The organism is Kitasatospora sp. NPDC057965 (genome assembly GCF_042887135.1).
GTDB lineage: Bacteria > Actinomycetota > Actinomycetes > Streptomycetales > Streptomycetaceae > Kitasatospora.
On sequence record NZ_JBHVPZ010000031.1, the window covers coordinates 69,690 to 96,537 of the forward strand.

27 protein-coding genes and 1 pseudogene are annotated in these 26,848 nt (G+C 71.0%); 20 read left to right on the forward strand and 8 right to left on the reverse strand.

From position 1 onward, the window contains the following. Nucleotide 1 precedes the first annotated feature (1 nt). From ACFVVU_RS31630 to ACFVVU_RS31670, 9 genes are all read left to right on the forward strand, one after another. Nucleotides 2-574: a WhiB family transcriptional regulator gene (locus tag ACFVVU_RS31630; RefSeq protein WP_387793616.1), complete on the forward strand. Its 573-nt coding sequence runs from the start codon at nt 2-4 to the stop codon at nt 572-574. Beyond that, nucleotides 571-1,539: a DUF2637 domain-containing protein gene (locus ACFVVU_RS31635; RefSeq protein WP_387793617.1), complete on the forward strand. Its 969-nt coding sequence runs from the start codon at nt 571-573 to the stop codon at nt 1,537-1,539. The genes ACFVVU_RS31630 and ACFVVU_RS31635 overlap by 4 nt, the downstream gene beginning before the upstream one ends. An 85-nt stretch (nt 1,540-1,624) precedes the next feature. After that, nucleotides 1,625-1,849 carry a hypothetical protein gene (locus ACFVVU_RS31640; protein WP_387793618.1) on the forward strand — a complete coding sequence of 75 codons (225 nt, stop codon included), beginning with the start codon at nt 1,625-1,627 and terminating at the stop codon, nt 1,847-1,849. A 179-nt stretch (nt 1,850-2,028) separates the two neighbouring features. Then, nucleotides 2,029-2,463: a MobC family plasmid mobilization relaxosome protein gene (locus ACFVVU_RS31645; protein WP_387793619.1), complete on the forward strand. Its 435-nt coding sequence runs from the start codon at nt 2,029-2,031 to the stop codon at nt 2,461-2,463. Beyond that, entirely contained in the window at nt 2,460-4,184 is a 1,725-nt protein-coding gene (locus ACFVVU_RS31650) for a mobilization protein (protein ID WP_387793620.1), read from the forward strand. Before ACFVVU_RS31645 ends, ACFVVU_RS31650 begins: the two co-directional genes overlap by 4 nt. Nucleotides 4,185-4,291: 107 nt before the next feature. Next, nucleotides 4,292-4,684 (forward strand): hypothetical protein, encoded by a 393-nt coding sequence (locus ACFVVU_RS31655; RefSeq protein ID WP_387793621.1) that lies wholly within the window; start codon nt 4,292-4,294, stop codon nt 4,682-4,684. A 133-nt stretch (nt 4,685-4,817) separates the two neighbouring features. Beyond that, on the forward strand, nt 4,818-5,927 hold the full coding sequence (locus tag ACFVVU_RS31660; RefSeq protein ID WP_387793622.1) for a tyrosine-type recombinase/integrase: 1,110 nt from the start codon (nt 4,818-4,820) through the stop codon (nt 5,925-5,927). Then, nucleotides 5,924-6,250, forward strand: coding sequence for a helix-turn-helix domain-containing protein (locus ACFVVU_RS31665; protein WP_387793624.1), 327 nt, complete (start codon nt 5,924-5,926; stop codon nt 6,248-6,250). The genes ACFVVU_RS31660 and ACFVVU_RS31665 overlap by 4 nt, the downstream gene beginning before the upstream one ends. Beyond that, complete coding sequence (locus ACFVVU_RS31670; protein WP_387793625.1) at nt 6,247-8,490, forward strand: hypothetical protein; 2,244 nt, start codon at nt 6,247-6,249, stop codon at nt 8,488-8,490. The genes ACFVVU_RS31665 and ACFVVU_RS31670 overlap by 4 nt, the downstream gene beginning before the upstream one ends. 52 nt (nt 8,491-8,542) lie before the next feature. On the opposite strand, the gene ACFVVU_RS31675 is transcribed toward ACFVVU_RS31670, so the two are convergent. After that, a complete protein-coding gene (locus tag ACFVVU_RS31675) occupies nt 8,543-9,169 on the reverse strand; it encodes a class I SAM-dependent methyltransferase (protein ID WP_387793626.1) in 627 nt (208 codons plus the stop codon). A gap of 514 nt (nt 9,170-9,683) precedes the next feature. On the opposite strand from ACFVVU_RS31675, the gene ACFVVU_RS31680 reads away from it, so the two are divergent. Beyond that, on the forward strand, nt 9,684-12,485 hold the full coding sequence (locus ACFVVU_RS31680) for an ATP-dependent helicase (protein WP_387793627.1): 2,802 nt from the start codon (nt 9,684-9,686) through the stop codon (nt 12,483-12,485). A 227-nt stretch (nt 12,486-12,712) separates the two neighbouring features. On the opposite strand, the gene ACFVVU_RS31685 is transcribed toward ACFVVU_RS31680, so the two are convergent. Beyond that, nucleotides 12,713-13,027, reverse strand: a complete 315-nt coding sequence (locus ACFVVU_RS31685) for an ArsR/SmtB family transcription factor (protein WP_387793628.1) — start codon at nt 13,025-13,027, stop codon at nt 12,713-12,715. A 148-nt stretch (nt 13,028-13,175) separates the two neighbouring features. On the opposite strand from ACFVVU_RS31685, the gene ACFVVU_RS31690 reads away from it, so the two are divergent. The 4 genes from ACFVVU_RS31690 to ACFVVU_RS31705 all read left to right on the forward strand — a co-directional run bounded on the left by ACFVVU_RS31690 (nt 13,176) and on the right by ACFVVU_RS31705 (nt 16,244). Beyond that, a complete protein-coding gene (locus tag ACFVVU_RS31690) occupies nt 13,176-13,991 on the forward strand; it encodes a sulfite exporter TauE/SafE family protein (protein ID WP_387793629.1) in 816 nt (271 codons plus the stop codon). An 88-nt stretch (nt 13,992-14,079) separates the two neighbouring features. Continuing rightward, on the forward strand, nt 14,080-14,853 hold the full coding sequence (locus tag ACFVVU_RS31695) for a heavy metal-responsive transcriptional regulator (RefSeq protein WP_387793630.1): 774 nt from the start codon (nt 14,080-14,082) through the stop codon (nt 14,851-14,853). Next, nucleotides 14,850-15,149, forward strand: coding sequence for a hypothetical protein (locus tag ACFVVU_RS31700; protein WP_387793631.1), 300 nt, complete (start codon nt 14,850-14,852; stop codon nt 15,147-15,149). Before ACFVVU_RS31695 ends, ACFVVU_RS31700 begins: the two co-directional genes overlap by 4 nt. Before the next feature lie 126 nt (nt 15,150-15,275). After that, entirely contained in the window at nt 15,276-16,244 is a 969-nt protein-coding gene (locus ACFVVU_RS31705) for a bile acid:sodium symporter (RefSeq protein WP_387793643.1), read from the forward strand. 200 nt (nt 16,245-16,444) lie between these two features. Here ACFVVU_RS31705 and ACFVVU_RS31710 read toward each other — a convergent pair whose 3' ends face one another. From ACFVVU_RS31710 to ACFVVU_RS31725, 4 genes and pseudogenes are all read right to left on the reverse strand, one after another. Then, nucleotides 16,445-17,413, reverse strand: a complete 969-nt coding sequence (locus ACFVVU_RS31710) for an NAD(P)/FAD-dependent oxidoreductase (RefSeq protein ID WP_387793632.1) — start codon at nt 17,411-17,413, stop codon at nt 16,445-16,447. A 132-nt stretch (nt 17,414-17,545) separates the two neighbouring features. Further along, nucleotides 17,546-17,873, reverse strand: a pseudogene (gene trxA / locus ACFVVU_RS31715) (thioredoxin). Between the two features lie 61 nt (nt 17,874-17,934). Then, nucleotides 17,935-18,951, reverse strand: a complete 1,017-nt coding sequence (trxB, locus tag ACFVVU_RS31720; RefSeq protein WP_387793633.1) for a thioredoxin-disulfide reductase — start codon at nt 18,949-18,951, stop codon at nt 17,935-17,937. Nucleotides 18,952-18,959: 8 nt separating this feature from the next. Beyond that, on the reverse strand, nt 18,960-19,385 hold the full coding sequence (locus ACFVVU_RS31725; RefSeq protein ID WP_387793634.1) for an arsenate reductase ArsC: 426 nt from the start codon (nt 19,383-19,385) through the stop codon (nt 18,960-18,962). A gap of 158 nt (nt 19,386-19,543) precedes the next feature. Between ACFVVU_RS31725 and ACFVVU_RS31730 the strand changes: the two genes are divergently transcribed. From ACFVVU_RS31730 to ACFVVU_RS31745, 4 genes are read left to right on the forward strand one after another with little or no spacing between them, the layout of a single operon-like run. Then, nucleotides 19,544-19,876, forward strand: coding sequence for an ArsR/SmtB family transcription factor (locus ACFVVU_RS31730; RefSeq protein WP_387793635.1), 333 nt, complete (start codon nt 19,544-19,546; stop codon nt 19,874-19,876). Beyond that, entirely contained in the window at nt 19,873-20,982 is a 1,110-nt protein-coding gene (gene arsB, locus ACFVVU_RS31735; protein WP_387793636.1) for an ACR3 family arsenite efflux transporter, read from the forward strand. Before ACFVVU_RS31730 ends, arsB begins: the two co-directional genes overlap by 4 nt. Beyond that, nucleotides 20,979-21,224, forward strand: a complete 246-nt coding sequence (locus ACFVVU_RS31740; protein ID WP_387793637.1) for a hypothetical protein — start codon at nt 20,979-20,981, stop codon at nt 21,222-21,224. The genes arsB and ACFVVU_RS31740 overlap by 4 nt, the downstream gene beginning before the upstream one ends. Before the next feature lie 29 nt (nt 21,225-21,253). Further along, nucleotides 21,254-22,300: an ArsO family NAD(P)H-dependent flavin-containing monooxygenase gene (locus tag ACFVVU_RS31745; RefSeq protein ID WP_387793638.1), complete on the forward strand. Its 1,047-nt coding sequence runs from the start codon at nt 21,254-21,256 to the stop codon at nt 22,298-22,300. 156 nt (nt 22,301-22,456) lie between these two features. Here ACFVVU_RS31745 and ACFVVU_RS31750 read toward each other — a convergent pair whose 3' ends face one another. Further along, on the reverse strand, nt 22,457-22,813 hold the full coding sequence (locus ACFVVU_RS31750; RefSeq protein WP_387793639.1) for an ArsR/SmtB family transcription factor: 357 nt from the start codon (nt 22,811-22,813) through the stop codon (nt 22,457-22,459). 37 nt (nt 22,814-22,850) lie between these two features. After that, on the reverse strand, nt 22,851-23,906 hold the full coding sequence (locus tag ACFVVU_RS31755; protein WP_387793644.1) for a flavin-containing monooxygenase: 1,056 nt from the start codon (nt 23,904-23,906) through the stop codon (nt 22,851-22,853). 105 nt (nt 23,907-24,011) lie between these two features. Between ACFVVU_RS31755 and ACFVVU_RS31760 the strand changes: the two genes are divergently transcribed. Together ACFVVU_RS31760 and ACFVVU_RS31765 are read left to right on the forward strand one after the other, a co-directional pair. Beyond that, the gene (locus ACFVVU_RS31760) at nt 24,012-25,385 is read left to right on the forward strand and encodes an NAD(P)-binding domain-containing protein (protein ID WP_387793640.1); all 1,374 of its coding nucleotides are present in this window, start codon (nt 24,012-24,014) and stop codon (nt 25,383-25,385) included. A 5-nt stretch (nt 25,386-25,390) separates the two neighbouring features. Next, nucleotides 25,391-26,614: an MFS transporter gene (locus ACFVVU_RS31765; protein WP_387793641.1), complete on the forward strand. Its 1,224-nt coding sequence runs from the start codon at nt 25,391-25,393 to the stop codon at nt 26,612-26,614. The last annotated feature ends 234 nt before the right edge of the window (nt 26,615-26,848 follow it).

The window sequence follows — 26,848 nt, forward strand, 5'->3', positions numbered from 1 at the left end:
CATGACCAGCACCACGACGCCGACCACCGCGGTCCGCCACCGCTCCCTCGGCGACCACACCTGGCAGGACCAGGCCGTCTGCAACCCGACCGAGTACAACCCCGTCGACCCCGAGACCTTCTTCCCCGGTCCCGAGGACACCGACAAGATTGCCACCGCCAAGGCGCTGTGCGCCCAGTGCCCCGTCGCCCGCGCCTGCCTGGACGCCGCCCTCGAAGCCGGCGACACCCACGGCGTCCGCGGCGGCCTCACCGAGGAGGAACGCGAACCCCTGCACACCCGGATCGCCGAACGCCTCGACCACAGCCGCGTCAACGACACCCTCGCCGGACGCGATATCCACCTCACCAAGGCCGAACGCCGCGCGGTGGTCCTCGCCGCCTACCGCCACGACGTCCCCGTCGACCGCCTCGCCCGACTCCTCAAGATCAGCGACGAACACGCCCTCAAGCTCTACCGCGAGACCCGCCGCGCGATCCGCCACCGCCAGATCGCCGAAGACGCCGCCCGCGCCGCCACGACCGGCGACTGCGCCGACCAGCTCGGCCGCCAGGCCTTCGGGACGGCCGCATGAGCACCACCGCCACGACCACCCCGACGACCGCGCACGTCACCGGCTGGGACCGGGCCGTCGTCATCGCCCTCGGCGCTGCCGGTTGCGCGCTGTCGTACGACGCGCTCCAGCAGATGGCCGTCGCGGTCCACGTCCGCGAGCCGCTCAGCTATCTCTTCCCGCTCATCATCGACGGCTTCGTCGGCTACGGCGTGCGCACCCTGCTGGTGCTGCGCGACGCCCCGCTTCGGGCCCGCGCCTACGTGTGGCTGCTCTTCGGCGCGGCCACCGGGGCGAGCCTGTGGGCGAACGCCCTGCACGCGATCCGGCTCAACCAGCTGCACGCCGGCGACGGCGGCCTGCGGCTGGGCGACACGGTGGTCGTCGCGGTGCTCTCCACCATCGCCCCGCTCGCCCTGGCCGGCGCCGTCCACCTCTACATCCTCATCGCCCGCAGCCCGGTCACCCCGGTCGACCGGAGCGACGAGGTGACCGACTTTGGTCAGGCTGCCGCCCGGGCATCCCACCCCGGGCAGACGGACACACTGACCGCAGGTCAGTCCGGCCAGCCGGTCAACCTGGTCAAGCTCCGGCGACCGCCGGTCCCGGTCGCCGAGGTCAGCTCCTCCGGCCTCCGCGGTCAGCCGGTCACCGCCTGGCCGGACGGTGACCGTGCGGCGGCCGGTCAGCCGGTCAGCCCCTCGGCGGTCACCGTGGTCACCTCCTCTGACCTGCGGGGTCAGTCGGTCAGCGTCCGGCCGGTCAGTGACGGGTCGGCAGGTGACCGCCGCGCTGACCCAGACACCGAGGAACTGCTGGCCATCGCCCGCGAGGCGGTCGCGGCCGAGGACAACAAGCTGACCCGCAAGGTCGTCGCCCAGGCGATCCGCAGTCAGCAGATCCCGCTGTCCAGCGCGACCCTGACCCAGCTGATGGCCCAGCTGCGGAACCCGGACGCCCAGCCGGTCACCGTCGACCGCACCTGACCGATGCCGCACCGGCCGGGGTGACCGAGCAGGTCACCCCGGCCAGTCACCCACCCCCGTACCGCCACCGAACGGGAGCACCACCATGCGCACCACCCCCGCCATCTGGGCCGAGGCGGACTCCTGGCTCACCGTCCTGCACCAGCGGGGCCACCTCCACCGAGTCAGGACCGAGCCCGACGGCACCCGGACCGTCCAGCTCGGCGAGAACTCCCGCACCTGGACCCTGCACCACCCTGTGCTCGCCCTTGACTTCGTGGAGGACCTCGTCCGCGAGATCCGTCGACGCGACGCCGAGGCCAGCCGGTGACCGCGTCCGGCCGAGACGGTGCCGCCCAGGAACCGGAACGTGACCCCAAGAGCGCTCCTGGCGGAGCAAGTTGTGGGGTAAGGAGTCCTTACCCCGCCTCCGCCCCCAAGGGCGCGGAGGCTCCCCGCCCGGCGGCAGACCCAGGGGGGCCTGCCGACGACCAGGGAATCGGCCCAGGGGTGCCGACCAAGGGGGAGGAACAGCAGAACCCACCGTCCGCCGAAGCCGTCCACGCCGCCACCCGCCGCCGCTTGCGCCAGCCCGTTCCGCGCACCAACCGCGTCTGCCCTCGCTTCAGCAACCCCGAGTGGTCCCTCCTCCAGCACGCCGCCGAGCAGGCCGGCCTCGCCCCCGGCGGCTACACCGCCGCCGCAACCCTCGCCGCCGCCGCGAGCACCGACCCGAACGCCGCTGTCGCCGACTACCGCCGCGGCATCCAGGAACTCATGGAGTCCAACCGCCAACTCGGCGCCATCGGCAACAACCTCAACCAGGTCGCCCACTTCCTCAACGCCGGCGGCCAGCCAGCCGCCGACCTCCGTCACCTCCTGGAGCGCATCGAAGCCTCCATCGGCGCGGTCGACGACGCCGTCGCCTGGATGGTCCGCCGGTGATCCCCAAAATCCGCACCGGAACCGGCGGCACCTACGGCCTCATTCGCTACCTCTACGGCCCCGGCCAACGCGACGAACACACCGACCAGCACCTCGTCGCCTCCTGGAACGACTTCGCCCCCGACCCCGGCCGCAACCCCCACCACACCATCGCCCAGCTCGCCGCCCAACTTGACCAACCCGTCAAGGCCATCGGCGACCGCGCCCCGGACAGCACCATCTGGCACTGCTCGGTGCGCGCCGACCCCGGCGACCGCCACCTCGACGACAACGACTGGGCCACCATCGCCCGCCGCATCGTCCACGCCACCGGCATCGCCCCCAACGGCGACACCACCGCCTGCCGCTGGGTCGCCGTCCGCCACGCCGAGGACCACATCCACATCGCCGCCACCCTCGTCCGGCAGGACGGCCGCCTCGCCGGCCTCTCCTTCGACCGCCGCAAAGCCCAGGCCGAAGCCCGCCTCATCGAGAAGGACTACGGCCTGCGCCAGCTCAACCCCGGCGACGGCACCGCCGCCAAAACCCCCACCAGCCAGGAACGCTTCAAAGCCGAACGCACCGGCCGCACCGAGCCCCCGCGCGAAACCCTGCGCGAAGCCGTCCGCCAGGCCGTCGCCGGAGCCGCCACCGAGGACGAGTTCTTCACCCGGCTACGCGAGGCCGGCCTGCGGCTGAAACTCCGCCACGCCCCCTCCGGCGACGTCCTCGGCTACAACGTCGCCCTGCCCGGCGACCGCAACCGCGCCAGCGAGCCGGTCTGGTTCGCCGGGTCCACCCTCGCCCCCGACCTCTCCCTGCCACGCATCCGCCGCCGCCTCACCGACAGCCCCGCCGCCACCGCGCAGCCCAGGACCGCCACGCCGCGCACCGGCCGGTCCGCCCCAGCCCGGCAGCGCCGGGACGCCGCCGGCATCGCCGAACACGCCACCGCGCTCCTCGACAACCGCGACGACGAAGCCGCCGCCCAACTCGTCGGCGCCGGTGAACTCCTCGACGCCCTCGCCCAGACCTCCCCGGCCGCCACCCGTGCCGAACTGCGAGACGCCGCCCGCGCCTTCGAGCGCGCCACCCGCAGCCACGTCCGCGCCGAGAACGCCGACATCCGCGTCCTGCGCTCGGCCGCCCGCGGAATAGTCCACGCCGGCGGCGCGCTGGGACGCGGCGAGGACGGTGGCGCCACCGCGATGGTCCTGTCCACGCTCGTCCTGCTCACCCTGGCCGCCGCCCGCTGGCACTCCGCCCGGGGCCACGCCCAGCAGGCCGCAGCCTCACGGCAGGCGGCCGACCACCTCCGCGCCGCCTACCAGCAGACCGCCGCGACCCCGATGCGGGCGATGCGTGAGCGGGGCCAGGCTCTGCCCGAGCCCGAACGCCGTCGCCACGAAGCCACCATCCGAGCAGCCCGCGGCGAACCGGAGAACCGCACCGGCACCGGCCGCAGCTACGACGCCCTGGCCGCAACCCTCGCCGAAGCCGAGAAGGCCGGCCACGACCCGAAGGCACTCCTGGACGAAGCCGCCTCCTGGCGGGAACTCGGCACCGCGCGCAACACCGACGACGTGCTGGTCTGGCGGATCCGCCGCATCGCCGACCTGCCCTCCACTCCCAGCCGCCCGGACAGGCCGAAGACCGCCACGACCCGAGCCAAGCCGGTACCCAGTCGCACGTCGCCCCGCGTCGAACCGCTGGCACCAGCCCGCCCTGGCCCTCGACGCTGACCAGCCGGTCCGGCGGACCTCCGTCCGCCGGACCGGCTCCCCGAACCCTCGACACCTGGTTTCACCAGGTGTTATGCAAGAGCCCGCACCGCGCGAACGGAGAGCCCGTGCCCAGAACCGCCGAACAGCCCACCACCCCAGCCACGCCAGTCGCGCAGCCGAAGGCCAGTGACCCCCTGCTGCAACTGGAGTACGAGTCGGCGCCTCCGAGCGGGCCGGACGCGGTCCGGGGAGCGCAGTGCCCGCACGAGCTGGCTCTGCTCGGTATGCCGGTCGTCTGCTCCAACTGCCGGGCCCGGCGAGACTGGCTGCTGATCAACCACCGCCGAAACGTCTGGGTCCGTTGCCGCTGCGGGCACGAGTGGCTGGAGCCGGAGATCACCCGACGGGACTTCGAGGCCATGCTCGACGAACCGACATGGACGTACTACCGCACCCTCGCGGATGCCCGCACGGCCCTCGGCTTCGACGGGATCTTCACCGGGCTCTACCTGGAGTAATGGGTCGAATTGAATCTGTTGCAACAATTCGACATGCGCTGGTCAGGTGACTGACGTGCAGCTCAGCCGGGGTTCGGGCCTTCAGCCTGCGCCCCGGCTGAAGTCCTTGACCTGCGCCATGAGAACGAGGTCGGTGGATCTCCCCGGCGCGGCGCATCTGGTGCTGGCCGCCGGGGTCATCCACCTTGATCCTGAGTCAGCCGTCTTCGACGCGATGGTGGACGGCTGGGGTCTGCAGCAGAGGGCACGGTTCCTCGACGAGGACGACACGATCAAACCCCGGCTGAGGCTGACACACCGGTTCGCGGAGTTTACGAACCAGTACCCGTGGCAGTGGACACCGTTGGAAGGCGAGGCGTTCCTCGATCACCTGCGCCAGCGCGGGAAACTCGCGTACTCCACCGCACGGACCTACCACAACGCCCTGCGGATGTTCTGTGAGTACGTCACCGATGCCCGCTACGGCTGGCCCGACCGGTGCCTTGAGCGATTCGGCCAGCCGCCCGCGCAGATCTTCCACGAGCTGAACCAGATCACCCACGTCAGCCCGTACGAAGGCGATCCACGCCGTCGGCCACTGACCTACGACGAGGTCCAGGCGCTGTTCGATGCCGCGGACGGGATCGTGGAGGAGATCCGCGCCCGGCACCGCAAGGGATCGCTGGCCGCGATGCGCGACTCCGCGGTGCTCAAGACGGTCTACGCCTACGGGCTGCGCCGTCAGGAAGCCTGCTTTCTGGACCTGGCCGACCTTCGCCGCAACCCCAAGGCCGCCGACTACGGCCGGTTCGGCGCGCTGTTCGTGCGCTTCGGCAAGGCGTCCAGGGGCAACCCTCCCAAGCGCCGCACCGTACTCACGGTTCCCGAATTCGACTGGGCCGCAGGAGTGTTGGAACACTACCTGGAGGAGGTCCGACCCGGATTCATCCCGGACAGGCATCCGGCGCTGTGGGTGACCGAGCGCCGGGGCCGGCTGTCGCTGCGGCGGTTGGACGCCGCGTTCGAGACCGCCCGTGAGCGGGCCGGTCTGCCCGAGGAACTCGACCTGCACTGTCTGCGGCATTCCTACGTCACGCACCTGGTCGAGTTCGACTACCCGGAGCTGTTCGTCCAGCAGCAGGTCGGCCACGAGTACGCGTCGACCACCGCGATCTACACCGGCGTGTCGGACGAGTACCGCAACCGGTTGGTGGAGAAGGCGTTGAAGGCACGACACGCCAACTTGTGGGAGGGGAAGCCGTGATCAAGAAGATGGGGTGCCACTGGCACCTGCGCCAACTGATGGCCGCCAAGGGCATGTTCCAGACCTCGGACCTCATTCCGCCGCTGGCCGAGCGGGGCGTCCAGCTTTCCCGAGAGCAGGTGTTCCGGCTGGTCACACAGACACCGCAGCGGCTGTCGGTGGACACCCTCGCTGCCTTGTGCGACATCCTGGGCTGCGGCGTCGGCGACCTGCTCGAGGTGGTCGTCGTCAACGAGGAGGTCCGCAAGATCGGCACCGGTCCGGCCGCGCCGAGTGCCCCGCAGGTCCGCCGCACGACGATCCGCCGCCCGGGGACACCGTGAACCGGGACGAAGCGCTCGACGACGTGACCGCGATGATCGCCGGGTTTCTGCCCGGCCTGCAGCCCGCAGCGGTCCGGGCGGTCGCCGATCGGGCGGGCGCCGGTGCCATCTGCTACGTCCGCGCCCACCTGTGGCGCCACCCCGACGCACTGACCTCGGGAGACGGCCGGATCCCTGCAGGAGTCATGCGCCTGGCGGTTGCGCTGAGGGGAATCGGCGCCGTGCAGGTGGTCGTGCCGGCCTGCGCCGACTGCGGGCAGCACCGGCCGCTTGACTACCGGCGCCCCGACCAGGCCAGGATCTGCACGCGCTGCTCGGAGAAGCGTCGGGTCAAGCCGTGCTCCCGCTGCGGCGAACCGGGAAGACTCCAAGTCCGCCTCACAGAAGGCGGATTGTGCTCCCACTGCTACCGAACCGACCCTGCCCGGCGCGAGCAGTGCGCCCACTGCGGCAAGGCGAAACACGTCGCCACCCGCCGCCCCGACGGCACCGTCCTCTGCAGCGAGTGCTACCAGCCGCCCCAGCACACCTGCGGCACCTGCGGGAAAGTCGGTCCGGCGAAGGCGTTCAACGAAGCCGGCGCGCTCTGCAAATCCTGCTACCAGCGGGCACCGCGAGCCTGCGGCGGCTGCGGCCAGCAACGCCAGATCGTCATCCGAGCCAAGGACGGCCGTCCGGACCTCTGCGCGTCCTGCTACAACGGCCCCATCCGCACCTGCTCGTCCTGCGGCAAGGACCGGCCCTGCCGCGGCCTCCGGACCGGCCGCTACCTGTGCTTGTCGTGCGCCCCGCGCTCGCAGGACACCTGCGCGCTCTGCCACAGAACGGCCGGAGTCAAAACCCGCTGGCCGCTGGGCCCCGTCTGCCAGCCCTGCTACAACCGGACCAAACGCCACCCCGCCGAATGCCCCCTCTGCACCGCGGTCCGGCCGCTGATCGGCCTCGACGCCGAGGACCGCCGAATCTGTGGCCCGTGCGCGGGCACCGACAAGCACTACACGTGCGCCACCTGCGGCAACAGCGGCGACAACCGCCGCAAGAACCAGTGCCACCGATGCGCGATGCCCGACGAACTGCGGGCCGCCTTCGGCCAGACGGCCTGCGAGACCTTCCTCGCGCCCCTGGTCGACGCCCTCCAACAAGTCGGCAACCCGCCCGCGGTCATGAACTGGCTCCACCGCGAGAACAGCGGCGCCGCCCTCCTGCGCGAACTGCTGGCCAGCGGCTACCCGCTCACCCACGAACTCCTCGACACCTTCCCCAACCGGGTCTCCGCCCTCTACCTGCGCAACCTCCTGGTCCAATCCGAAATCCTGCCCGCCCGCGACGAGCGGATGACCCAGACCGAAGCCTGGATGAACCGCGTCCTCGAAGCGGTCCCCGAGCACCACCGGCTGATCCTCCAGCCGTATGCAACCTGGGTCGTCCTACGACGAGTACGCCAACGCGCCCGCGACGGCCGCCTCACTGCCTCCGGAGCCAGCCACGCCCGGACGCAGGTCAACTGCGCGCGCAACTTCCTTGCGTGGAGCGACAGTTTGAACTTGGACCTGCAGGCCGTCACCCAGACCGAGGTCGACCGGTGGATCGCCGACGGCGCGTCGAGCCGTCTCCGTCTACGCGACTTCCTCCGCTGGACCAGCAGGACCCGCCTCAGCCAGGACCTCTCCGTCCCCGGCTGGCCAGACAGCGAGCCCGTCAACTTCCTCGACCAGGACGAGCACATCGCTCAACTCACTCGCTGCGTCAACGACGCCGGTCTACCGGCGGACGTCCGAGCTGCCGGAGCCCTCGTGCTCCTCTACGGCGTCAGAGTCACCCGCGTTGCCCAGCTCAAGGCGGAGCACATCCGCCAGACCTCGGACGGAAGCAGCATCGAGCTCGGCGCCAGCCCCGTGCTCATGCCACCGGCCGTCGGACAACTCGTGACCGCCCAGGTCGAGGCCGCCCGCCGCTACCAGGCCACCCAGCCCGGTAACATCACCGAACGCTGGCTCTTCCCCAGCACCCTCGCTGGCCAACCAGTCAACGCCCACCGTCTGTCGATGCGGCTGGTCGAGCACGGCATCGAGGTCCGATCGGCACGGAACACCGCGTTGTCGTCCCTCGCCGATGACCTCCCAGCCCCGGTCCTCGCCGAGATCCTCGGCCTCCACATCCACACCGCCGAGCGGTGGTCGAAGCTCGCCAAGCGAGACTGGACCGGTTACCTCGAAGCCCGCGCGACCGAGCTCCGCTGAACCGCTGCCGACGCCTCGCACCAACGCCGGTGGCTGTGAGCCCACCAGGCCGTCAACCCTGCGGGCGCCGTGCCCAGAACAGGACGTGGCCGTTGTCGCCCTCGGGGACGAACTCCTCGTGTGACACCTCCAAGCCGGCGCGCAGCAGCCAGGACCGGTTCGTCGCCGCGTCCGCGTGACTCCACCACATCGCGGCTCCGCCGCCGAGCCAGTTCTCGTCGGTCCCGGTCCAGGACTGATGCCCGGTGGTGGCCAGAAGCCAGCCGCCCGGCCGCAGCCACGATGCGATCCGCCCGAGTAGGGCGGGCTGTTCCTCGACCGGAATATGGATCAGCGCGTAAAGGCAGATGACGGCGTCGAAGGTCTCCGACGGAAACTCCAGGGTCGTGGCGTCCGCTCGGATGAACTCGGCCTCCGGCACCAGCTCCCGAGCCCGCTGGATCTGGACATCGCTGATGTCGACGCCCGTGACGCGGTGCCCTGCTGCGGCGAGCGACCGGGCCACGGGAACTCCGATCCCGCACCCCACATCCAGTACGGCGCCCGCATCCGGGAGCCGACCTAGCAGATCCTCGATCCACGATGCGTACTTCGTCTCGCTGCCGAACGCGCGCTCGTACTGCGCAGACAGCAAGTCGTACCCGCGTCGAACCAAGTCCTTCGGATCTTCAACATCCACAACGGTGCACCGTAGCGGGCCCCGGCTCGCGGAGCGACACCTTTCCGCTGCCTCTGGGCTGGAACGGCGGCCGCCGCAGACCCCGCAGAGGTCAAACCCGAGGAATACGACACGGAAGGAATATCGGCTCTCCGCCAACCTAACGCCCGCACCCCCGTATGCCCGTGTCCCTTCGAAGGGTGTGACTGAGCGTTCTACGTGGCGGCTGAGCGGTTGATTTGGCGGGTGGAGTGCAAGCCCGTCCTTCCTGGTCAGAGGACTATGATCGTGCGGTCTCCGATCTGCAATGGATCACTCCCGGTGCTACCACTGGTTGAGGCACTCCTCAGCTGGCGCTCGGTCACAGAACGCCCCCACCTACGGGATCCCTGCCGTCGACCATCAACCTGCAGCCCCGGTGTCGAGTGGGCAGATCCCGTCAAGCAGATTGCTACTGTCAGTGGCTGCTGATAGTCCATGGGTGACAGCTCGCGCTGAGTTGTCACCCATGGACTATCAGTGAGGGAGCCTTGACGTGAGGCTGACCGCCGCCCAGAAGACTGCCATCGACACCGTGCAGCGCAACCTGCTCATCGTCGCCTGTGCCGGCTCCGGCAAGACGGAGGTGATCTCCCGCCGGGTCGTCGAGCTGCTGAGGCAGCCAGGCGTCCAACCGAAGAACATCGTGGCCTTCACCTTCACCGACAAGGCGGCTGGCGAACTCAAGGAGCGGATCACCAGTCGCGTACGAGAGGAACTGGGCGAGGTCCGCGGCCTGGCAGAGCTGTTCGTCGGCACGATGCACGGCTATGCCCGGGACCTGCTGCAGTCCCACGCACCGGAGGCGTTCAAGTGCACGGTCATCAGCGACGTCCAGGCCCGGGTGCTCATCGACCGCAACAGCCGCGGCAGCGGCCTGACCGAGACCCTGGTGCGCGTCAACGGCAAGGATCCGCGCGAGATGAGGCGCTATACCGAGTCCCGTATGTACCAGCAGGTTCTGGCCATCCTGCGTGAGGACGAAGTCGACCACGCTCAACTGCCGGAGGACGTCAGGGCAGGACTGAGCCAATACCGCGCCCTACTGCAGAAGCACCACTACTTCGACTTCAGCGAGATCCTCCGCCAAGCCGCCGATCTGCTGCTCCCGCCGACTGGCACCCCAGCGGCCGGCGACGAACCCGTGATCAGTGTCCGTAACCACGTGAGGGACATGGTGCGCTACGTGGTCGTCGACGAGTACCAGGACACCAACCCGGTCCAGGAGCAACTGATCCGTGGCCTGACCCAGTTCGGCGCGAACCTGTGTATCGTCGGCGACGACGACCAGACCATCTACCAGTGGCGCGGCAGCGCCGTGAACAACATCCTCTCCTTCGCCGACAGGTACGACGGCGTCGAGACGGTGACCCTAAACGACAATTTCCGCTCCAGCCCGGCTGTTGTCGATCTCGGGCGCAGCGTCGCCGAGCGGCTTCCGGCCGAGAAGCGGTTGGCGAAGAGCATGACGGCAGGAGGGCACCAGGGCTACGAGCGGGGGGATCTGCTGGCTCTGGACTTTGCGACACCGGGCGCGGAGGCGGCCTGGATGTGCGACCGGATGGACCGGTTGCGAGGCACCCCGTTCACGGATCGCCCGGGAGGCGAACCGCGGGGCCTGGACTGGTCGGACTACGCCGTGCTGTACCGCAGTGTGTCCGGGGACGCCGGGCCGCTGGTCGCTGAATTGCGCCGACGTGGCATCCCCTACGTCATCAAGGGTCTGAGCCGGCTGTTCGAGACCCCAGAGATCAAGGCCGCCAAATCCTGTTTCGCCTACATCGCCGGAGACGTCGAACGCGACGACGTGCTGGCCGCTTGGGCGGACGCCCAACTCGGCTTCACCACAGCCGATATCGAGCGCGGACTCACAGCACTAGACGAAGCACGTACCTGGACCCCGGACATGCCCTGGGACACCTACACGATCCAAGGCGTCTACCTGCGCTTCCTTGAGCAGATCGGACTGCGCGAGGAAGCGGTCGCCGCCCATGTCGGCCCGGACCGCGGCGAACTGGTCTTCTACAACCTGGGCCGCTTCAGCACCGCGATCGGCGACTTCGAGCGGATCCACTTCCTCAGCAGCCCTCCCAACCGGTTCTCCACCTTCTCCAAGTGGGTGGAATACCAGGCCCCGGACTACTACGAAGAGAGCGACGCGGACGCCGGCTACGCCCGGCCCAATGCCGTGACCATCGCCACCGTCCACCAGGCCAAGGGAATGGAGTGGCCCGCGGTGTTCGTCCCGTGCCTGCGCAGCAACCGCTTCCCTGGACAGCGGCACGGGGGCCTCAATGTCTTCCACGTGATCCCGCAGGATGCCGTTGCGGACGCCCACCGGTACCGAGGCACCCCCGAGGACGAGCGACGACTGTTCTACGTGGCTATCACTCGCGCCCAGAAGTACCTGGTCATGACCTTTTCCCCGGGCATCGGAAACAAGAAGAGGCCATCCCCGTTCTTCGCCGAAGTCACGCGGAACACCTACGTATTGACGAAGGAGCCCGTCCGGGCCGAGAAGGACGAGAGCGCGAGGCGGCTCACTCCGACACCGCGCCTCACAGCCCCGGACGTCGTGCTCAGCTTCAGCGAACTGAAGTACCTGTTCGAGTGTCCGTATCAGTTCAAGCTGCGCTTCCTGTACGGCTTCGACTCGCCGCTGCAGAAGGAACTCGGCTACGGCAAGTCACTCCACGACGTCATGGCAGAGATTCACAAGCGGGCGGTCAAGGGCGATGTCGTGACCGCCGTCGAGGTCGAGGCGCTGGTCGACCGACACCTGCACGCCCCGTTCGCGCCGGCTCCGCTCAAGGAGCAACTGAGGACGGCAGCTATTCGGGCGGTGAGCCGGTACCTGCGTGACAACGGGGCCCGGCTCACGCTGACGGAGCACTCCGAGCTGCCGATCGACGTGCACATGGCGCCGGGCACCACGATCAGCGGCAGGATCGATCTGATCCGCCGCTTGGACACGGGAGAGGTCTCCGTCGTCGACCTGAAGTCGTCCGAGCGGGCACAGGCCGAGGACGTGACCCTGGACCAGCTCCACGTCTACGTGGTGGGCTACGAGGAGTTGAGCGGCACGCGCGCCGACCTCGTGGAGGTCCTCAACCTGGACGAGAACAGCGGAAGCAAGCGCGAGGAAGTCAGCGAAGACCTTCTCGACCGGATCTCCGGGAAGGTTGCTGAGGCGGGGCAGGCACTGCGCGACAACAACCTTCCGAGGAAGCAGAACTGGTGCGACACCTGCAACACCTGCGACTTTGCCGCAGTATGCCGGGACCGCCCGGGAAGCTGACCTACAGTGCCGCCTCCTGGCTGAAGATCGCAACTGCACGAGTGCTGCGAAGGCGGAGAGGACCGCCCCGACGGTGGCGGCCTCTCCGCTGGTGCTCAGGGGCTCGCTCGACTCGCCAGGTAGAAAGCTCAGTCACAAAGGGACACGGGCATACGGGCTTGTCGATCCCTGCCTGTCGCGGTCCGTTGTGGCTCGCGATCCAGGGCGCTTGCTCTGGCTTCGACGGTTCAGTTGCAGCAGTTGCGGTCCGTCTCCACGGCGAGGACCGCGGTCCGCAGGTCGTCCAGTGCATGGCCGAGACGGGGGTCGGCGAGTTCGTAACGGGTGCGGCGGCCGTCCGGCACGGTGACGACGAGGCCGCAGTCACGGAGACACGCCAGGTGGTTGGACAGCCGGGTCCGGGAGACGCCGAGGGATTCGGCCAGTTCGGAGGGGTAGACGGGGGCGGCGCGCAGGGCGAGCAGGATGCGGCAGCGGATCGGGTCGGCAAGCGCACGGCCGAACCGCGCCAGCACCTCGACCTCGGAGGCAAGGGTCAGCACGTCGATGACGATACAGGTAACTCTGAATTCAGGAAATCCTGTCGCTTTCCGATGCGTTCAGCCCGCGACGGGTGACGCCCGCAGACCTGGCCGACGACCGGGATTCAGCCGTAGCGCGCAGGGGCCGGGACCCACGAGGATGCCTGCCATGACCATGGAGAAGGGCCTGGCTCCCATACGATCGAAGCATCGCGCAGCCCTGGTGTTCGGGGCGGGCGCGGCGATCGGGGTGCTCGGCGGGATGATCGGACTCGGCGGCGCGGAGTTCCGTCTGCCGCTGCTGATCGGTCTGTTCGGGTTCGCCGCGCTCTCCGCGGTCATCCTGAACAAGGCGATGAGCCTGGTCGTCGTCCTCGTCGCCCTGCCCGCCCGCCTCGCGGCGGTCTCCGCCTCCGACGTGGCCGCCCACTGGCCCGCCGCGGTCAACCTGCTCGCCGGAAGCCTGCTCGGTGCCTGGGCCGGAGCGACCTGGGCCGTACGGATGCGCAGCTCCACCCTCTACAAGGTGCTGGCCGCCCTGATGGTGCTCATGGCTGCCGCCCTGCTCGCCACGCACACCGCCACTCTGGGAACGCTGGCGCTCCCGCTGTGGGCCCAGGTGCCGATCGGGGTACTGGCGGGCTTCGGCATCGGCGTGGTCGCGGCCGTCATGGGCGTCGCCGGGGGCGAGTTGCTGATCCCGACGATCGTGCTGCTGTTCGCGGTCGACATCAGGACGGCGGGCAGCCTCTCCCTGCTGGTGTCGCTGCCGACGATGCTCGTGGCCTTCGCCCGGTACAGCCGTGACGGAAGCTTCGCGGTGCTGGGCGCCAACCGCCGCTTCACGCTGGTCATGATCGCGGGCTCGATCACCGGCGCGGTGGTGGGCGGGCTGCTGCTCGGGGTGTTCCCGGACCTGGTGCTGGTCCCGGTGCTGGCGGTGATCCTGCTGGTGTCCGCGGTCAAGCTCGCCCGGCACGACTGACGCCGCCACGAGACCGGGGTGGGGCCGCGCCTTGGGCGCGGACCGGTGCTTGACCTTCGAGTCGGGTCGAAGGTCTACCGTCGGCGGTGTGACGACCTACCGCATTTCGCAGTTGGCCGAGCGTTCCGGCGTGCCGGCCACGACGCTGCGCTTCTACGAGGATGCCGGGCTGCTGTCCGCCGACCGCACGCCGTCCGGGTACCGGGTGTACGGCGAGGACGCGGTGGAGCGCCTGGCCTTCATCTCCTCGGCCAAGCTGCTGGGCCTGGCCCTGGAGGAGATCCGTGAGCTGCTGGACCTCCGGGAGGAGGGGGTGTGCGCCTCGGTCCGGGCGAGGATGCTGCCGCTGGTCGCCCAGCGGATCACGGCGACCGACAGCCGGATCGCCGAGCTGCGCGCATTCTCGACCTACTTGGCCGGTGTCCACGCCGAGCTGGCGGGCCCGACGCCCGCCGGGGCGTGCGGTCCGGACTGCGGCTGCACGACCACCGGCACACCGGCGGCCGGACCCGTACCGGTGACGCTGTCGCCGACCCGCCCGGACCGGGAAGGCGAGCCATGGCGGGACGCCCCGGTGGCCTGCACGCTGGGCGGCGCCGAGCTGGGCGAGCGCACCGAGCAGTGGCGACGGCTGGCCGGCCGCGCCGAGCGGCGCGGGGGGATCGCCGACGGCCTGTGCCTCTCCTTCCCCGCCGACACCGAACTCGCCGGCGAGGTCGCGGCCCTCGCCGCGGCGGAACAGGGATGCTGCGCGTTCCTCGACTTCACCCTGCACCTGACCCCGACCGCTCTCCAACTGGACGTGCGGGCGCCCGAGTCCGCCGCCGGGATGCTGGCCGACCTCTTCGGAGCAACCCCGTGACCTCCTCCACTCCCCGGCCGCCCCGGCTCCGGGCCACGCTCGGCGCAGGCGCGGCCGTGACAGCGGCCTGCGCGGTGTGCTGCGCGGGTCCGGTCCTGGCCGTCCTCGGCGTCACCTCCGCGATCGGCGCGCTATGGATGCCCGTCCTGGCGGTGATCGCCGTGGCCGCTGCGCTCGGCGTCCTGGTGCTGCGCAAACGGCGCCGAGCCGCATCCTGCCGGACCAGCCCGGCGCCGGCGGACCTCGGCATGCCGACCCTCGGCCCGCCACCGAGCGCCGGCATACCCACTCGCTGACCAGGGCCGACGGCCGGGCCGTGCGCGCCGACCTGTGAGGATGGGCCGCACGGCCACCACCGGCCGGAACAGCACGAAGGAGCAGCACAGGTGTCGCAGCAGAGCCCACAGGGCCTGGTCGAGCGGATGGATCACCACCAGGTCGTGATCTACCTGGTGGCGATGGCCATCGGCGCGCTGCTCGGCTGGGCGGCTCCCGGCCTCGGACCGGGCCTGGAACACGCGATCAACCCGGTGCTCGGCGCGTTGCTGTTCGTCACCTTCCTCCAGGTCCCGGCCGCCGAGCTGGTCCGCTCGCTGCGCGACGGCCGGTTCCTGGGCGCCGCGGTGGTGGTGAACTTCGTGGTGGTGCCGCTGGTCGTCGCCGCGATGTTCACCTTCCTGCCCGCCGACCAGGCGGTCCGCGTCGGCGTCCTGCTGGTGCTGCTGTGCCCGTGCATCGACTACGTCATCGTCTTCTCCGGCCTGGCCGGCGGCTCCAACCGCCGACTGCTCGCCGCCACCCCGGTCCTCCTGGTCCTGCAGATGCTGCTGCTCCCGGGATTCCTCTACCTGCTCATGGGATCGGAGCTCGCCGACGTCGTCGAGGTCGGCCCGTTCCTCGAAGCGCTCGTGTTCCTGATCGCCGTTCCGCTCGCCCTCGCCTGGCTGCTGCAGGCCTGGGCCGCCCGCCGCCCGGCCGGGCAGAGAGTCTCGGACGCGGCGACCACCACGATGGTCCCGCTGATGGCCGCCACCCTGCTGACCGTGGTGGCGTCGCAGGTACCCAAGCTCGGCGGCAGCCTGGGCGATGTCGCCGCGGTCGTCCCGTTCTACGTGCTCTTCCTCGTCGTGATGGCCTTCGCCGGGAAGGCGGTGGCCGGGCTGTTCCGCCTCGACGCGGGTGCCGGGCGGGCGATCGTGTTCACCGGCGCGACCCGCAACTCCCTCGTCGTGCTGCCACTGGCCCTGGCGCTGCCCGGCGAGCTGGCCGTCGCCGCGGTCGTCGTGGTCACCCAGACCCTGGTCGAGGTCCTCGGCATGGTCACCTACGTACGGCTCGTTCCGCGCCTGGTGCCGGCCGATGCCCCGGCACAGGTCGTCGCCTCGCGTTAACCCCGGAATCGGGGCGGCTCACCGGGCCGGTGACCTGGGCATCTCTGCGAGGCGAGCCGTGTCGACGGCCGGGTGGGAGCGAGCGCCCTCCTCCGCCTGATCGGCTTATCCCACGCAGAAACAACAGAGCGTGGCCGTGCGCCGAGCTGCAGAGCCCAAGCGGCCGGTAGATCCCATCGTCTGCCGCAGCGCCGGTCGGGTCAGTGGTCGTTCGCGTCCCGAAGGGTGGCGAGGTGGCGTTCGGTGTCGAGGGCAGCCGCGCAGCCGCTGGCCGCCGCTGTGACCGCCTGTCGGTAGCTGGGATCGGCCACGTCCCCGGCGGCGAACACCCCCGGGAGGCTGGTCCGGGTCGAGGGGGCGGACACCTTGAGGTATCCGTCGGTGTCACGGTCGAGCTGACCGGCGAACACCTCGGTGCGAGGCTCCTGGCCGATCGCCGTGAACAGTGCGGAAGTAGCCAAGTCCCGCTCCGTTCCGGTCTCGATGTCGCGCAGCCGTACTCCGGTCAGAGCGTCGCTGCCGTGTAGCGCGGTGATTTCGCTGTCCCACACGAAGGTGATGGCCGGGTGGGCCAATGCTGCGGCCTGGGCGGTCCGGGAGGCCCGCAGTCGCCGACGGTGGTGGACGACGGTCACCCTTCGGGCGACACGGGCGAGCAGGAGCGCCTCGTGCATTGCCCCATCGCCTCCACCGACCACGACGGCGTCACGGTTGCGGACGGCGTGGCCGTCGCAGAGTGCGCTGAGGTAGGTGCCCCGGCCGGACAGTTCGTCCTCGCCGGGTACCCCGAGACGACGCGGCCGTGAGCCGGTGGCGACGATCACGGTCCGGGCCCGGTGAACGGTTCCCCGCGTGTCCGTGACGGTCTTGACGGTGCCGGCCAGGTCGGTGGCGAGAATGTCGTCGCTGACGAGTTCGGCGCCGAAGCGGTACGCCTGCGCCCGCAGGTCGTCGGAGAGTTCCGGGCCCGGCACGCCGACGGGAAAGCCGGGGAAGTCCTCGACGTGAGCAGCCGTCATCAGGCCCCCGCCGGCCGTGATGGTGCCCTCGAAGACCAGCGGGTGGAGCTGGGCACGGGCGGTGTAGAGGGCAGCGGTGTAGGCCGCCGGCCCGGAGCCGATGACGATCACCTCGCGCAGCTCGGAACCGGGCGCCTGGACGGGCGTCATGAAGTTTGGCCTTCCTGCTCCGAGCGCACCCGCGCACCGAGCCGTGGACAAGTGGCGGGACGACCCGGTCCGCGGGTCGGGCGCGGACCGGGCCGTTGCCGGTGAGGAGTCGGGGCTGCGTCGCCGGGCGGGCTACAGGTACGCGGCGAGGTCGCGCAGGAGTGCGGCCTTCGGCTTCGGCGCCGCTGATCGTCTGCACGATCTCGCCGCCCTTGAAGACGTGCATCGTGGGCAGGGCCAGCACGCCGTACTTGACGGTCGTGTCCGGGTTCGCGTCGGCGTCGATCTTGGCGATGGTGATCTTGTCGCCGTGCTCGGATGCGATCTGCTCCAGGACGGGGGCGATCTGACGGCACGGGCCGCACCATGCGGCCCAGAAGTCCACGAGGACGGGCTTCTCACTGCCCAGGACCTCGGCGGCGAAGGTCTCGTCGGTCACGTTGACGGTGGCACCGGCCACAACAGTCTCCTCACGTGTCACGGGTTCGGGATCACGGGCGGCCCGGGGACGGGCCGCGGTGTCACGCGACGGGCTCCAGTTCGCCCTGTTCCTCGTCGAGGTCGTCGAGGTCGCCGATCGCCGCGTCAGCGAGGGCGGCCAGATAGCGTTCGGCGTCCAGGGCCGCCGAGCAGCCGGAGCCGGCGGCGGTGATGGCCTGGCGGTAGGTGTGGTCGACGACGTCGCCTGCGCCGAAGACCCCCGGCAGGTTGGTGCGGGTGGAGGGCGAGGCGACCTTGAGGTAGCCCTCGGTGTCCAGCTCCAGCTGCCCGGTGAAGAGTTCGGTGCGCGGGTCGTGGCCGATCGCGATGAACAGGCCGGACGCGGCGAGTTCGCGCTCCTCGCCGGTGGCGGTGTCGCGCAGCGTGACACCGGAGACCAGCTTCTCGCCGTGGATGGCGGTGACCTCACTGTTCCAGGCGAAGGTGATCTTCGGGTCGGCGAACGCGCGGTTCTGCATGGCCTTCGAGGCGCGCAGCGAGTCCCGGCGGTGGACGACGGTGACCGACTTCGCGAAACGGGTGAGGAAGGTGGCCTCCTCAAGGGCGGTGTCGCCGCCGCCGACCACGATGACGTCCTTCTCGCGGAAGAAGAAGCCGTCGCACGTCGCGCACCAGGACACGCCGCGGCCGGAGAGTTCGTCCTCGCGGTCGATGCCGAGCTTGCGGTAGCCGGAGCCGGTGGCCACGATCACCGCCTTCGCGCGGTGCGCGGTGCCGGCGGAGTCGGTGAGGAGCTTGATGTCGCCGGTGAGGTCGACCGACAGGATGTCGTCGTCGACCATCTCGGCGCCGAACCGTTCGGCCTGGGCCCGCATGTTGGTCATCAGGTCCGGGCCGTCGATGCCGTTGGGAAAGCCGGGGAAGTTCTCGACCTCGGTCGTGGTGGTGAGGGAGCCGCCGACGAAGATCGAGCTGCCGAACAGCAGCGGCTTGAGCTGGGCACGGGCAGTGTAGAGGGCGGCGGTGTAGCCGGCGGGGCCGGAGCCGATGATGACGACCTCCCGCACCTCGGCGGCGGTGTCCTGGTTCGTGCTCATGTGGGTGATCAGCTCTCCGTCTGCTGCTTGGCGTCGATCTCGGCGATGAGGTCCTCGATGAGGCCCTTGATCTCGTCGCGGATGGGGCGCACGGCCTCGACGCCCTGGCCGGCGGGGTCCTCCAGCTTCCAATCGAGGTACTTCTTGCCGGGGAAGTACGGGCAGGCGTCGCCGCAGCCCATGGTGATCACGTAGTCGGACGCCTGTACGGCCTCGGTGGTGAGCACCTTCGGCTTCTGGTCGGAGATGTCGATGCCGAGCTCGGCCATCGCGGCCACGGCCGAGGGGTTGATCCGGTCGCCCGGGATCGAGCCGGCGGAGCGGACCTCGACGCGGTCGCCGGCGAGGTGGCGCAGGAAGCCCGCGGCCATCTGCGAGCGGCCGGCGTTGTGGACGCAGACGAACAGGACGGACGCGGCAGGGGAGGTGGTCATCTCGCTCTTCCTCAGGACGGGGTTGCCGCACTGCGCGTCCGATCGGCTCGGCCGGCTCTCGGACGCGGCCTGCGGCATCAGCGGCACAGGCCGGTTGCAGTGCTGTTCTGCGGCGGCGGGCTTGGCTCTTCCGCCGACGTCGGCTAACGTATCACCACATGGTGATGTCAGTCGACAGTGATGCAAAAGATGCGGTGGACGTGCTCAAGGCCGTCGCCGACCCGCTGAGGATGCGGATCCTCAAGCTGCTCGCCCGCGAGGCCCTCTGCACGAGCCACTTGGTCGAGGAGACCGGTGCCCGGCAGACCAACCTGTCCAACCACCTCAAGATCCTGCGCGAGGCCGGACTGGTCGACACCGAGCCCTGCGGCCGCTTCACCTACTACAAGCTCCGCCCCGACGCCCTGGACGGCCTCACCGGCTTCCTCGGCGACCTCGCCTCCACCGCCCGCGCCACCGCGTGCGCCGACACGAAAAGGTCCTGCCCGTGACCGCCACCAAGACCGACGCCCCTCCGGACTCCCCTGAGGCCGGACTGGTCGGCAAGCTCTCCTTCCTGGACCGATTCCTCGCGGTGTGGATCCTCATCGCGATGGGCCTGGGCATCGGCCTGGGCCGGCTGATCCCCGGCCTGAACGACGTCCTCGCGAAGGTGGAGATCGGGGGCGTCTCGCTGCCGATCGCCGTCGGCCTGCTGATCATGATGTACCCGGTGCTCGCCAAGGTCCGCTACGACCGGCTGCACACCGTCACCGGCGACAAGAAGCTGATGGCCTCCAGCCTGGTCATCAACTGGGTACTCGGCCCGGCACTGATGTTCGCGCTGGCCTGGATCTTCCTGCCCGACCTGCCCGAGTACCGCACCGGCCTGATCATCGTGGGCCTGGCCCGCTGCATCGCCATGGTCATCATCTGGAACGACCTCGCCTGCGGCGACCGCGAGGCCGCCGCCGTCCTGGTCGCCCTCAACTCCGTCTTCCAGGTCATCGCGTTCGGCCTGCTCGGCTGGTTCTACCTCGACATCCTGCCGGGCTGGCTGGGCCTTGCCCAGGACGACCTGCACTTCTCCGTCGGCAAGATCGTCGTCAACGTGCTGATCTTCCTCGGCATCCCGCTGCTGGCCGGATTCCTGACCCGGCGCTTCGGCGAGCAGAAGATGGGCCGCGAGAAGTACGAGTCCGCATTCCTGCCGAAGATCGGCCCGTGGGCGCTCTACGGCCTGCTCTTCACGATCGTGATCCTCTTCGCCCTCCAGGGGAAGACCATCACGAACCAGCCCGGTGACGTCGCCCGCATCGCCCTGCCACTGCTGGTCTACTTCGCCGTGATGTGGTTCGGCACCTTCGCCCTCGGCAAGGCCATCGGCCTCGCCTACGACCGCACCGCCACCCTCGCCTTCACCGCCGCCGGCAACAACTTCGAACTCGCCATCGCCGTCGCCATCGCCACCTTCGGCGTCACCTCCGGCCAGGCCCTGTCCGGAGTCGTCGGCCCCCTCATCGAGGTCCCCGTCCTCATCGGCCTCGTGTACGTCTCCCTGGCCTGGCGCCGCAAGTTCACCGCCACGGTCACCCCGGCGGTGGAGGCGCAGCGGTGAACTGCCTCGACCGCACGCAAGCGAGTACGCCCGCGCCCACTGTCAGCATCTGCCGACAGTGCGGCGCGGGCGCCTATCCCGCCCACAGCGAGATCAGGCCCGTCACGCTGACGCGCCCCAAGGCGATCAACCGCACGGTCGCGGTCACTGCCCAGGCCCGCACGCTGCACTGCTCGGCGCACACGGCCACCCTGGCCGCACACCGCACCTGCTGCCCGCCGTTCGCCGGGGCGGGCCGGTGACCGGCCCCGCGCGGAGTGTCCAAGTCCTCGTGGTCGGCGGCGGTCAGGCCGGGCTCGCCGCCGGCTACTACCTGCGGCGCGCCGGGCTCGACTTCGCGATCCTGGACGCGGCGCCCGCCCCGGGTGGGGCGTGGCAGCACTACTGGGAGAGCCTGCGGCTCTTCTCGCCCGCCGCCTACTCTTCCCTGCCTGGGCGCCCGATGCCGGGCCAGGCCGGGCAGGAGTACCCGGACGCCGCGCACGTCGTCGCGTACCTCACCGAGTACGAGAAGCGCTACGAACTGCCCGTCCACCGCTCGGTGTGGGTGTCGGGCGTCGAACGCGGCCCCGGCGGTCTGAGCGCGCGAACCGACTCCGGCACCTGGCGCTCCCAGGCCGTCGTCTTCGCCACCGGCTCCTGGGAACGCCCGTTCGTGCCGGCGGTGCCCGGCCGTGGGGTGTTCGGCGGACGCCAGTTGCACACCTACGGCTATCGCGGCCCGGCCGAGTTCGCCGGACAGCGTGTGCTGGTCGTCGGCGGCGGCAACTCCGGCGCCCAGATCGCCGCCGACCTCACGGCCGTCGCCGAGGTCCGCTGGGCCACCAGGCGAACGCCCCGCTTCCTGCCCGACGAGATCGACGGGCGGGCCCTGTTCGACCTCGCCACCCGACGCGTCCACGCCGCCGCCGACGGTCCGGCCCACGGCGGCGTCGGCTCGCTCGGCGACATCGTCGCCACCCCGCCCGTGCGCGCCGCCCGCGACGCGGGCCTCCTCGTCGCCCACCCGATGTTCGAGCGCCTCACCGAGAGCGGCGCCACGTGGGCCGACGGGACTGCCTGGGACTGCGACACGGTCGTCTGGTGCACGGGATTCCGGCCGGACCTCGCCTCGCTACGGCCGCTCGGCCTGCGGCCGTCCCATGGGCGCATCCCCACCGAGGGAACCCGGTCGGTCGAGGACCCGCGCATCCACCTGCTCGGCTACGGCGACTGGACCGGCCCCGCCTCCGCCACCCTCATCGGCGTGGGCCGCACCGCCCGCACCGCCGTCCAGCAGATCAGCACCCTGCTGCACACGACGGACCTCGATACATAGACGCCTGCCTACCCCATCGCGGTGCCACGGGTCCACTGGTACCAGCTCCTGCGACCTCCGACGCCTTGGCCGGAAGACCGCCGACCTGTACTGCGCCCGCTCGTGATCCTGGCCGGTGTGCCCCTGGCCCTGTGGCGGCGGAAGCCCGAGCTGCCGTCAGGCGGGCGTGCGGAGCAGGGCGGCCATCGCCGCGAGGACGTCGGGCGCGACGCGGTAGTACACCCAGGTGCCGCGCCGCTCGCTGGTCAGCAGCCCGGCCTCGCGCAGCTTCTTCAGGTGGTGCGAGACCGTGGGCTGGGAGACCCCGACATCGGAGATGTCGCACACGCACGCCTCCTGGCCCTCGTGCGAGGCCACGGCGGAGAACAGCCGCAGGCGCACGGGGTCGCCGAGCGCCTTGAACATCGCCGCCGTCCGCACCGCCTCCTCGGCGGTCAGCGGGCGCTCGGTCAGCGGCGGGCAGCACGGGGTGGCGTCGGGCTCCAGCAGCGGCAGCACCTTCACATTCGACATATGTCTATGTTGACACACATCGAATCATTGGCGGGAGTCAGCGGTTCGCGAGCGTGGAGGTGAGGCGGTGGGCGACATGGGCGGCGTCGCGTCCGACCCCGCGGAGGGAGTTCGAGGACAGGCTGCGCTGCCACTCCAGCCCCAGATAGGCGAGGCGCGGCCGGACCGTCGAGAGCCCGCCGCGGTGCAGAGGCCGACCGGCCGCGTGCAGGGTGCCCAACGGGGCGAGGTAGGGCAGGTCAGGCCGGTACCCGGTGGCCAGGACGATCGCATCCACCTCCTCGATCAGTCCGTCCGACCAGGTGACCTTGGTGCCGTCAGCCGCCGTGAACAGCGCCTTGCGGGCAGGGCTTCCGGCGGCGAGGGCGGCCCGGTAGCGGCCGCCGTCCAGGACCGGCTGGCCGGGCGGGCGGGGCAGGAGCCTGCCCAGGGGTGCCGCGTCCAGACCGCTGACGGCGAGCCAGGCGTGCAGATCCCGGCCGAGCAGGCGCTGGCGGGCGAACTTCACCGGAGCCCGGGTGGCCAGCGTGACCCGGGATTGGGAGGAGAGTTCCGTCGCGATCTGCACGGCGGAGTTCCCGGCACCGACCACGACCACGTGCCGGTCGGCGAACGGCTCGGGCGCGCGGTACTCGGCGGCGTGCAGCACCTCGCCGCCGAAGTTCTCAAGCCCCGGGAGCGGTGGTCGGTAGGGGTTCCCGAAGGATCCGCTGGCCGCCACGACGGCCTTCGCGGCCAGCCGGCCTCCGCCCTCCAGTACGACCTCGTAGCCGCCTGCGCCGGGGCGAACCTCCATCACCCGTGTGCCCGTGCGGATGTCCGCGTCCAGCCGGGCGGCGTACCGCTGCAGGTAGTCGACGACCTCGTCCCGGTGCGGATAGCGGTCGGGATCGCCCCCGAACGGCATGCCCGGCAGGCTGCTGTGCCGGGCGGGGGAGAAGAGCGCGAGGCTGTCGTAGTAGTGGGGCCACGATCCCGCCGCCCGCCCCGAGGCCTCCAGGACCACGGGAGTCACCCCGCGGGCGCGCAGCGCGTGTGCCGCGGCCAGTCCGGACTGTCCGCCGCCGATGACCGCGACATCGAAGGTCTCCATCATCCACCTCATCGTTTCGACAAATGTCTATGTTGACGATCATCGAAGCAGGTGCCATGCTGGGTGCGCAAGCCATCGACGGATGTCGAACCAGAAGGAGTCGCCGTGAACGCGCCCGCCGCCAACCAGCCGCCCGTCGTCGTGGTCGGAGCCGGCCCGATCGGCCTGGCCGCCGCCGCGCACCTGATCGAGCAGGGCATCGAGCCCCTCGTCCTGGAAGCCGGGCCCTCGGCCGCGACGGCGGTGCGCGAGTGGGCCCATGTGCGGCTGTTCTCCCCGTGGGCCGAGGTCGTCGACCCGGCCGCCGAGAAGCTCCTCGCCCCCACGGGCTGGATCCGCCCCGACGGCGCCGCCTACCCGTCAGGCGGCGACTGGGCGGAACTGTACCTCCAGCCCCTCGCCGACGTCCTCGGCGAGCGTGTCCGCTACGACTCCCGGGTGACCGGGGTGGCGCGCGCCGGGCGGGACCGCATCGTCGACTCCGGCCGCGAGGAGCAGCCCTTCACCGTCCACGTCGAGCACGCCGACGGCAGCGAGGAGCGCGTCCTGGCCCGGGCGGTGGTGGACGCCTCCGGCACCTGGGCCACCCCGAACCCGCTGGGCGCGAACGGCCTGCCCGCCCTCGGCGAGCGCGCGGCCAACGGCCGTATCTCCTACCGCATCCCCGACCTGGGCGACCCCGCCGTACGCGCCCGGTACGCGGGCAAGCGCACCGCGGTCGTCGGCACCGGCGCCTCCGCGTTCACCGCCCTCGCCTACCTGGCCGACCTGGCGCAGGAGGAGGCCGGTACGCATGCCGTGTGGGTGCTGCGGCGCGGCATCACCGGCTCGACCTACGGCGGCGGGGAGGCCGACGAGCTGCCCGCTCGTGGTGCGCTCGGCCTGCGGGCCAAGAAGGCCGTCGACGACGGGTATGCCTCCGCGCTCACGGGCTTCCGCACCGCAGCCGTCGAGGCGCAGGGCGAGCGGCTGGTGCTGGTCGCCGAGGACGGACGCCGCAGCGAGCCGGTCGACGAGGTGGTGGTGCTGACCGGCCTGCGCCCTGACCTGTCGTTCCTGTCCGAGGTGCGCCTGGGCCTCGACGAGCGTCTCCAGGCGCCGACCGCCCTCGCCCCGCTGATCGACCCCAATCAGCACTCCTGCGGCACCGTCTACCCGCACGGCGCCGCCGAACTCGCTCACCCCGAGAGCGACGTGTACCTCGTGGGCATGAAGTCCTACGGCCGCGCTCCGACGTTCCTCGCGATGACCGGCTACGAGCAGGTCCGCTCGATCGCCGCCGCGCTCGCCGGGGACCACGAGGCCGCGGCGCGCGTCGAGCTCACCCTCCCCGAGACCGGGGTGTGCGGCGGTGCCGGCCTCTTCGACCAGCCCGAGGACGAGCAGGCCGGCGGCGGCTGCTGCTCCGTCCCGGCCGCGCCCGAGGTGTTGACCATCGGCCTCGGCGCGCCAGCCCGGCCCGCGACCGGCGGCTGCTGACCCCGGTGCCCACCACCCGCCTCGACGGGGCCGCGACCGGGACCCCGGCCCCGTCGCGGCCCCGCGCCGCGCTGCCGGCGCTGTGCCTGACCCAGATCACCGGCTGGGGCATCCTCTACTACGCCTTCCCGGTCCTGGTCCCCGCGATCACCGCGAGCACCGGCTGGTCCACTGCGGCGACCACGGCCGCCTTCTCGGTGGCCCTGCTCGTCTCCGCGCTCGTGGGCATCCCCGTCGGCCGGGCCCTGGACCGCCGGGGTCCCTGTACGGTCATGACCGGCGGTTCCGTTCTCGGCGCGCTCGGCCTGGTGGTCGTTGCGTCGGCGCCGAGCCTGCCCGTGTTCTTCGCGGGCTGGTTCCTGGCCGGGGCGGCGATGGCGGCCACCTTCTACCAGCCGGCGTTCGCCGCGCTGACCCGGTGGCACCAGCCCGACCACGTACGGGCGCTGACCACGCTGACCCTGGCCGGCGGGCTGGCCTCGACGGTGTTCGCGCCGCTGACGCAGGCGCTGTCCCAGCACCTCGGCTGGCGTGCCACCTACCTCGTCCTGGCCCTGCTGCTCGCCGTCGTGACCGTGCCCGCCCACGCGCTCGCCCTGCGCGCGCCCTGGCCCGAGGCCTACCGGGCGCCGTCGGCCGTCCCGATCCCGGTGGCCGACCCGCGCGCGACTGCCCGAACGCCCGCGTTCCTGCTGCTGGCGGTGGCTTTCACCCTGTCGGGCTTCGCCATGTACGCGGTGGTGTTCTCGCTGATGCCGCTGCTGGCCGCACGCGACGCCACTCCCGCGGCGGCGGCCTGGGCGCTGGGGCTCGGCGGGCTCGGGCAGACCATCGGCCGCACGCTGTTCGCGTCCTTCGCCCGCCGCACCACCGTACGTGAACGCACCGTGGCGCTCGTCGCGGCGGGCGGGCTGACCACCGCTCTGCTGGCCGCGGTACCCGGTCCGCTGCCCCTGCTGGTGGCGATCGCCGTCCTGGCCGGGGCCGTCCGGGGGAACCTGACGCTGCTGCAGGCCACCGCCGTCACCGACCGCTGGGGCAGCGCCGCCTACGGCAGGCTCAGCGGACTGCTCGCCGCCCCCGCCACCATCGCCGGCGCCCTCGCGCCCTGGGCCGCGGCCGCGCTGGCGGGCCCGCTCGGCGGGTACCCGCAGCTGTTCGTCCTGCTCGCCGCCCTCTCCGGCCTCGCCGCTCTCCTTGCCGCTCTGCCCGTCGGGCCGCGCCTCTGATCGGCGCGGTCCGCGGCCCGGTCGGCTGGCCGGTCAGTGCTGGGCCTGGACGGCGTACATGCATCCGAGCGCGCTCGCGAGAGCCCCGAGCGGGAGGTGCAGCGCCGTCTCCGGCAACCGGGGCTACAGGCGTGCTCTGAGAGGGTGTTCGATACCGTTTTAGGCTGCCGCGAGTGGTTTCGGGCGGAGGTATTGCCCGGTTCTGTCCGGGTTGGCGGTCAGGCGGCTGGTCAT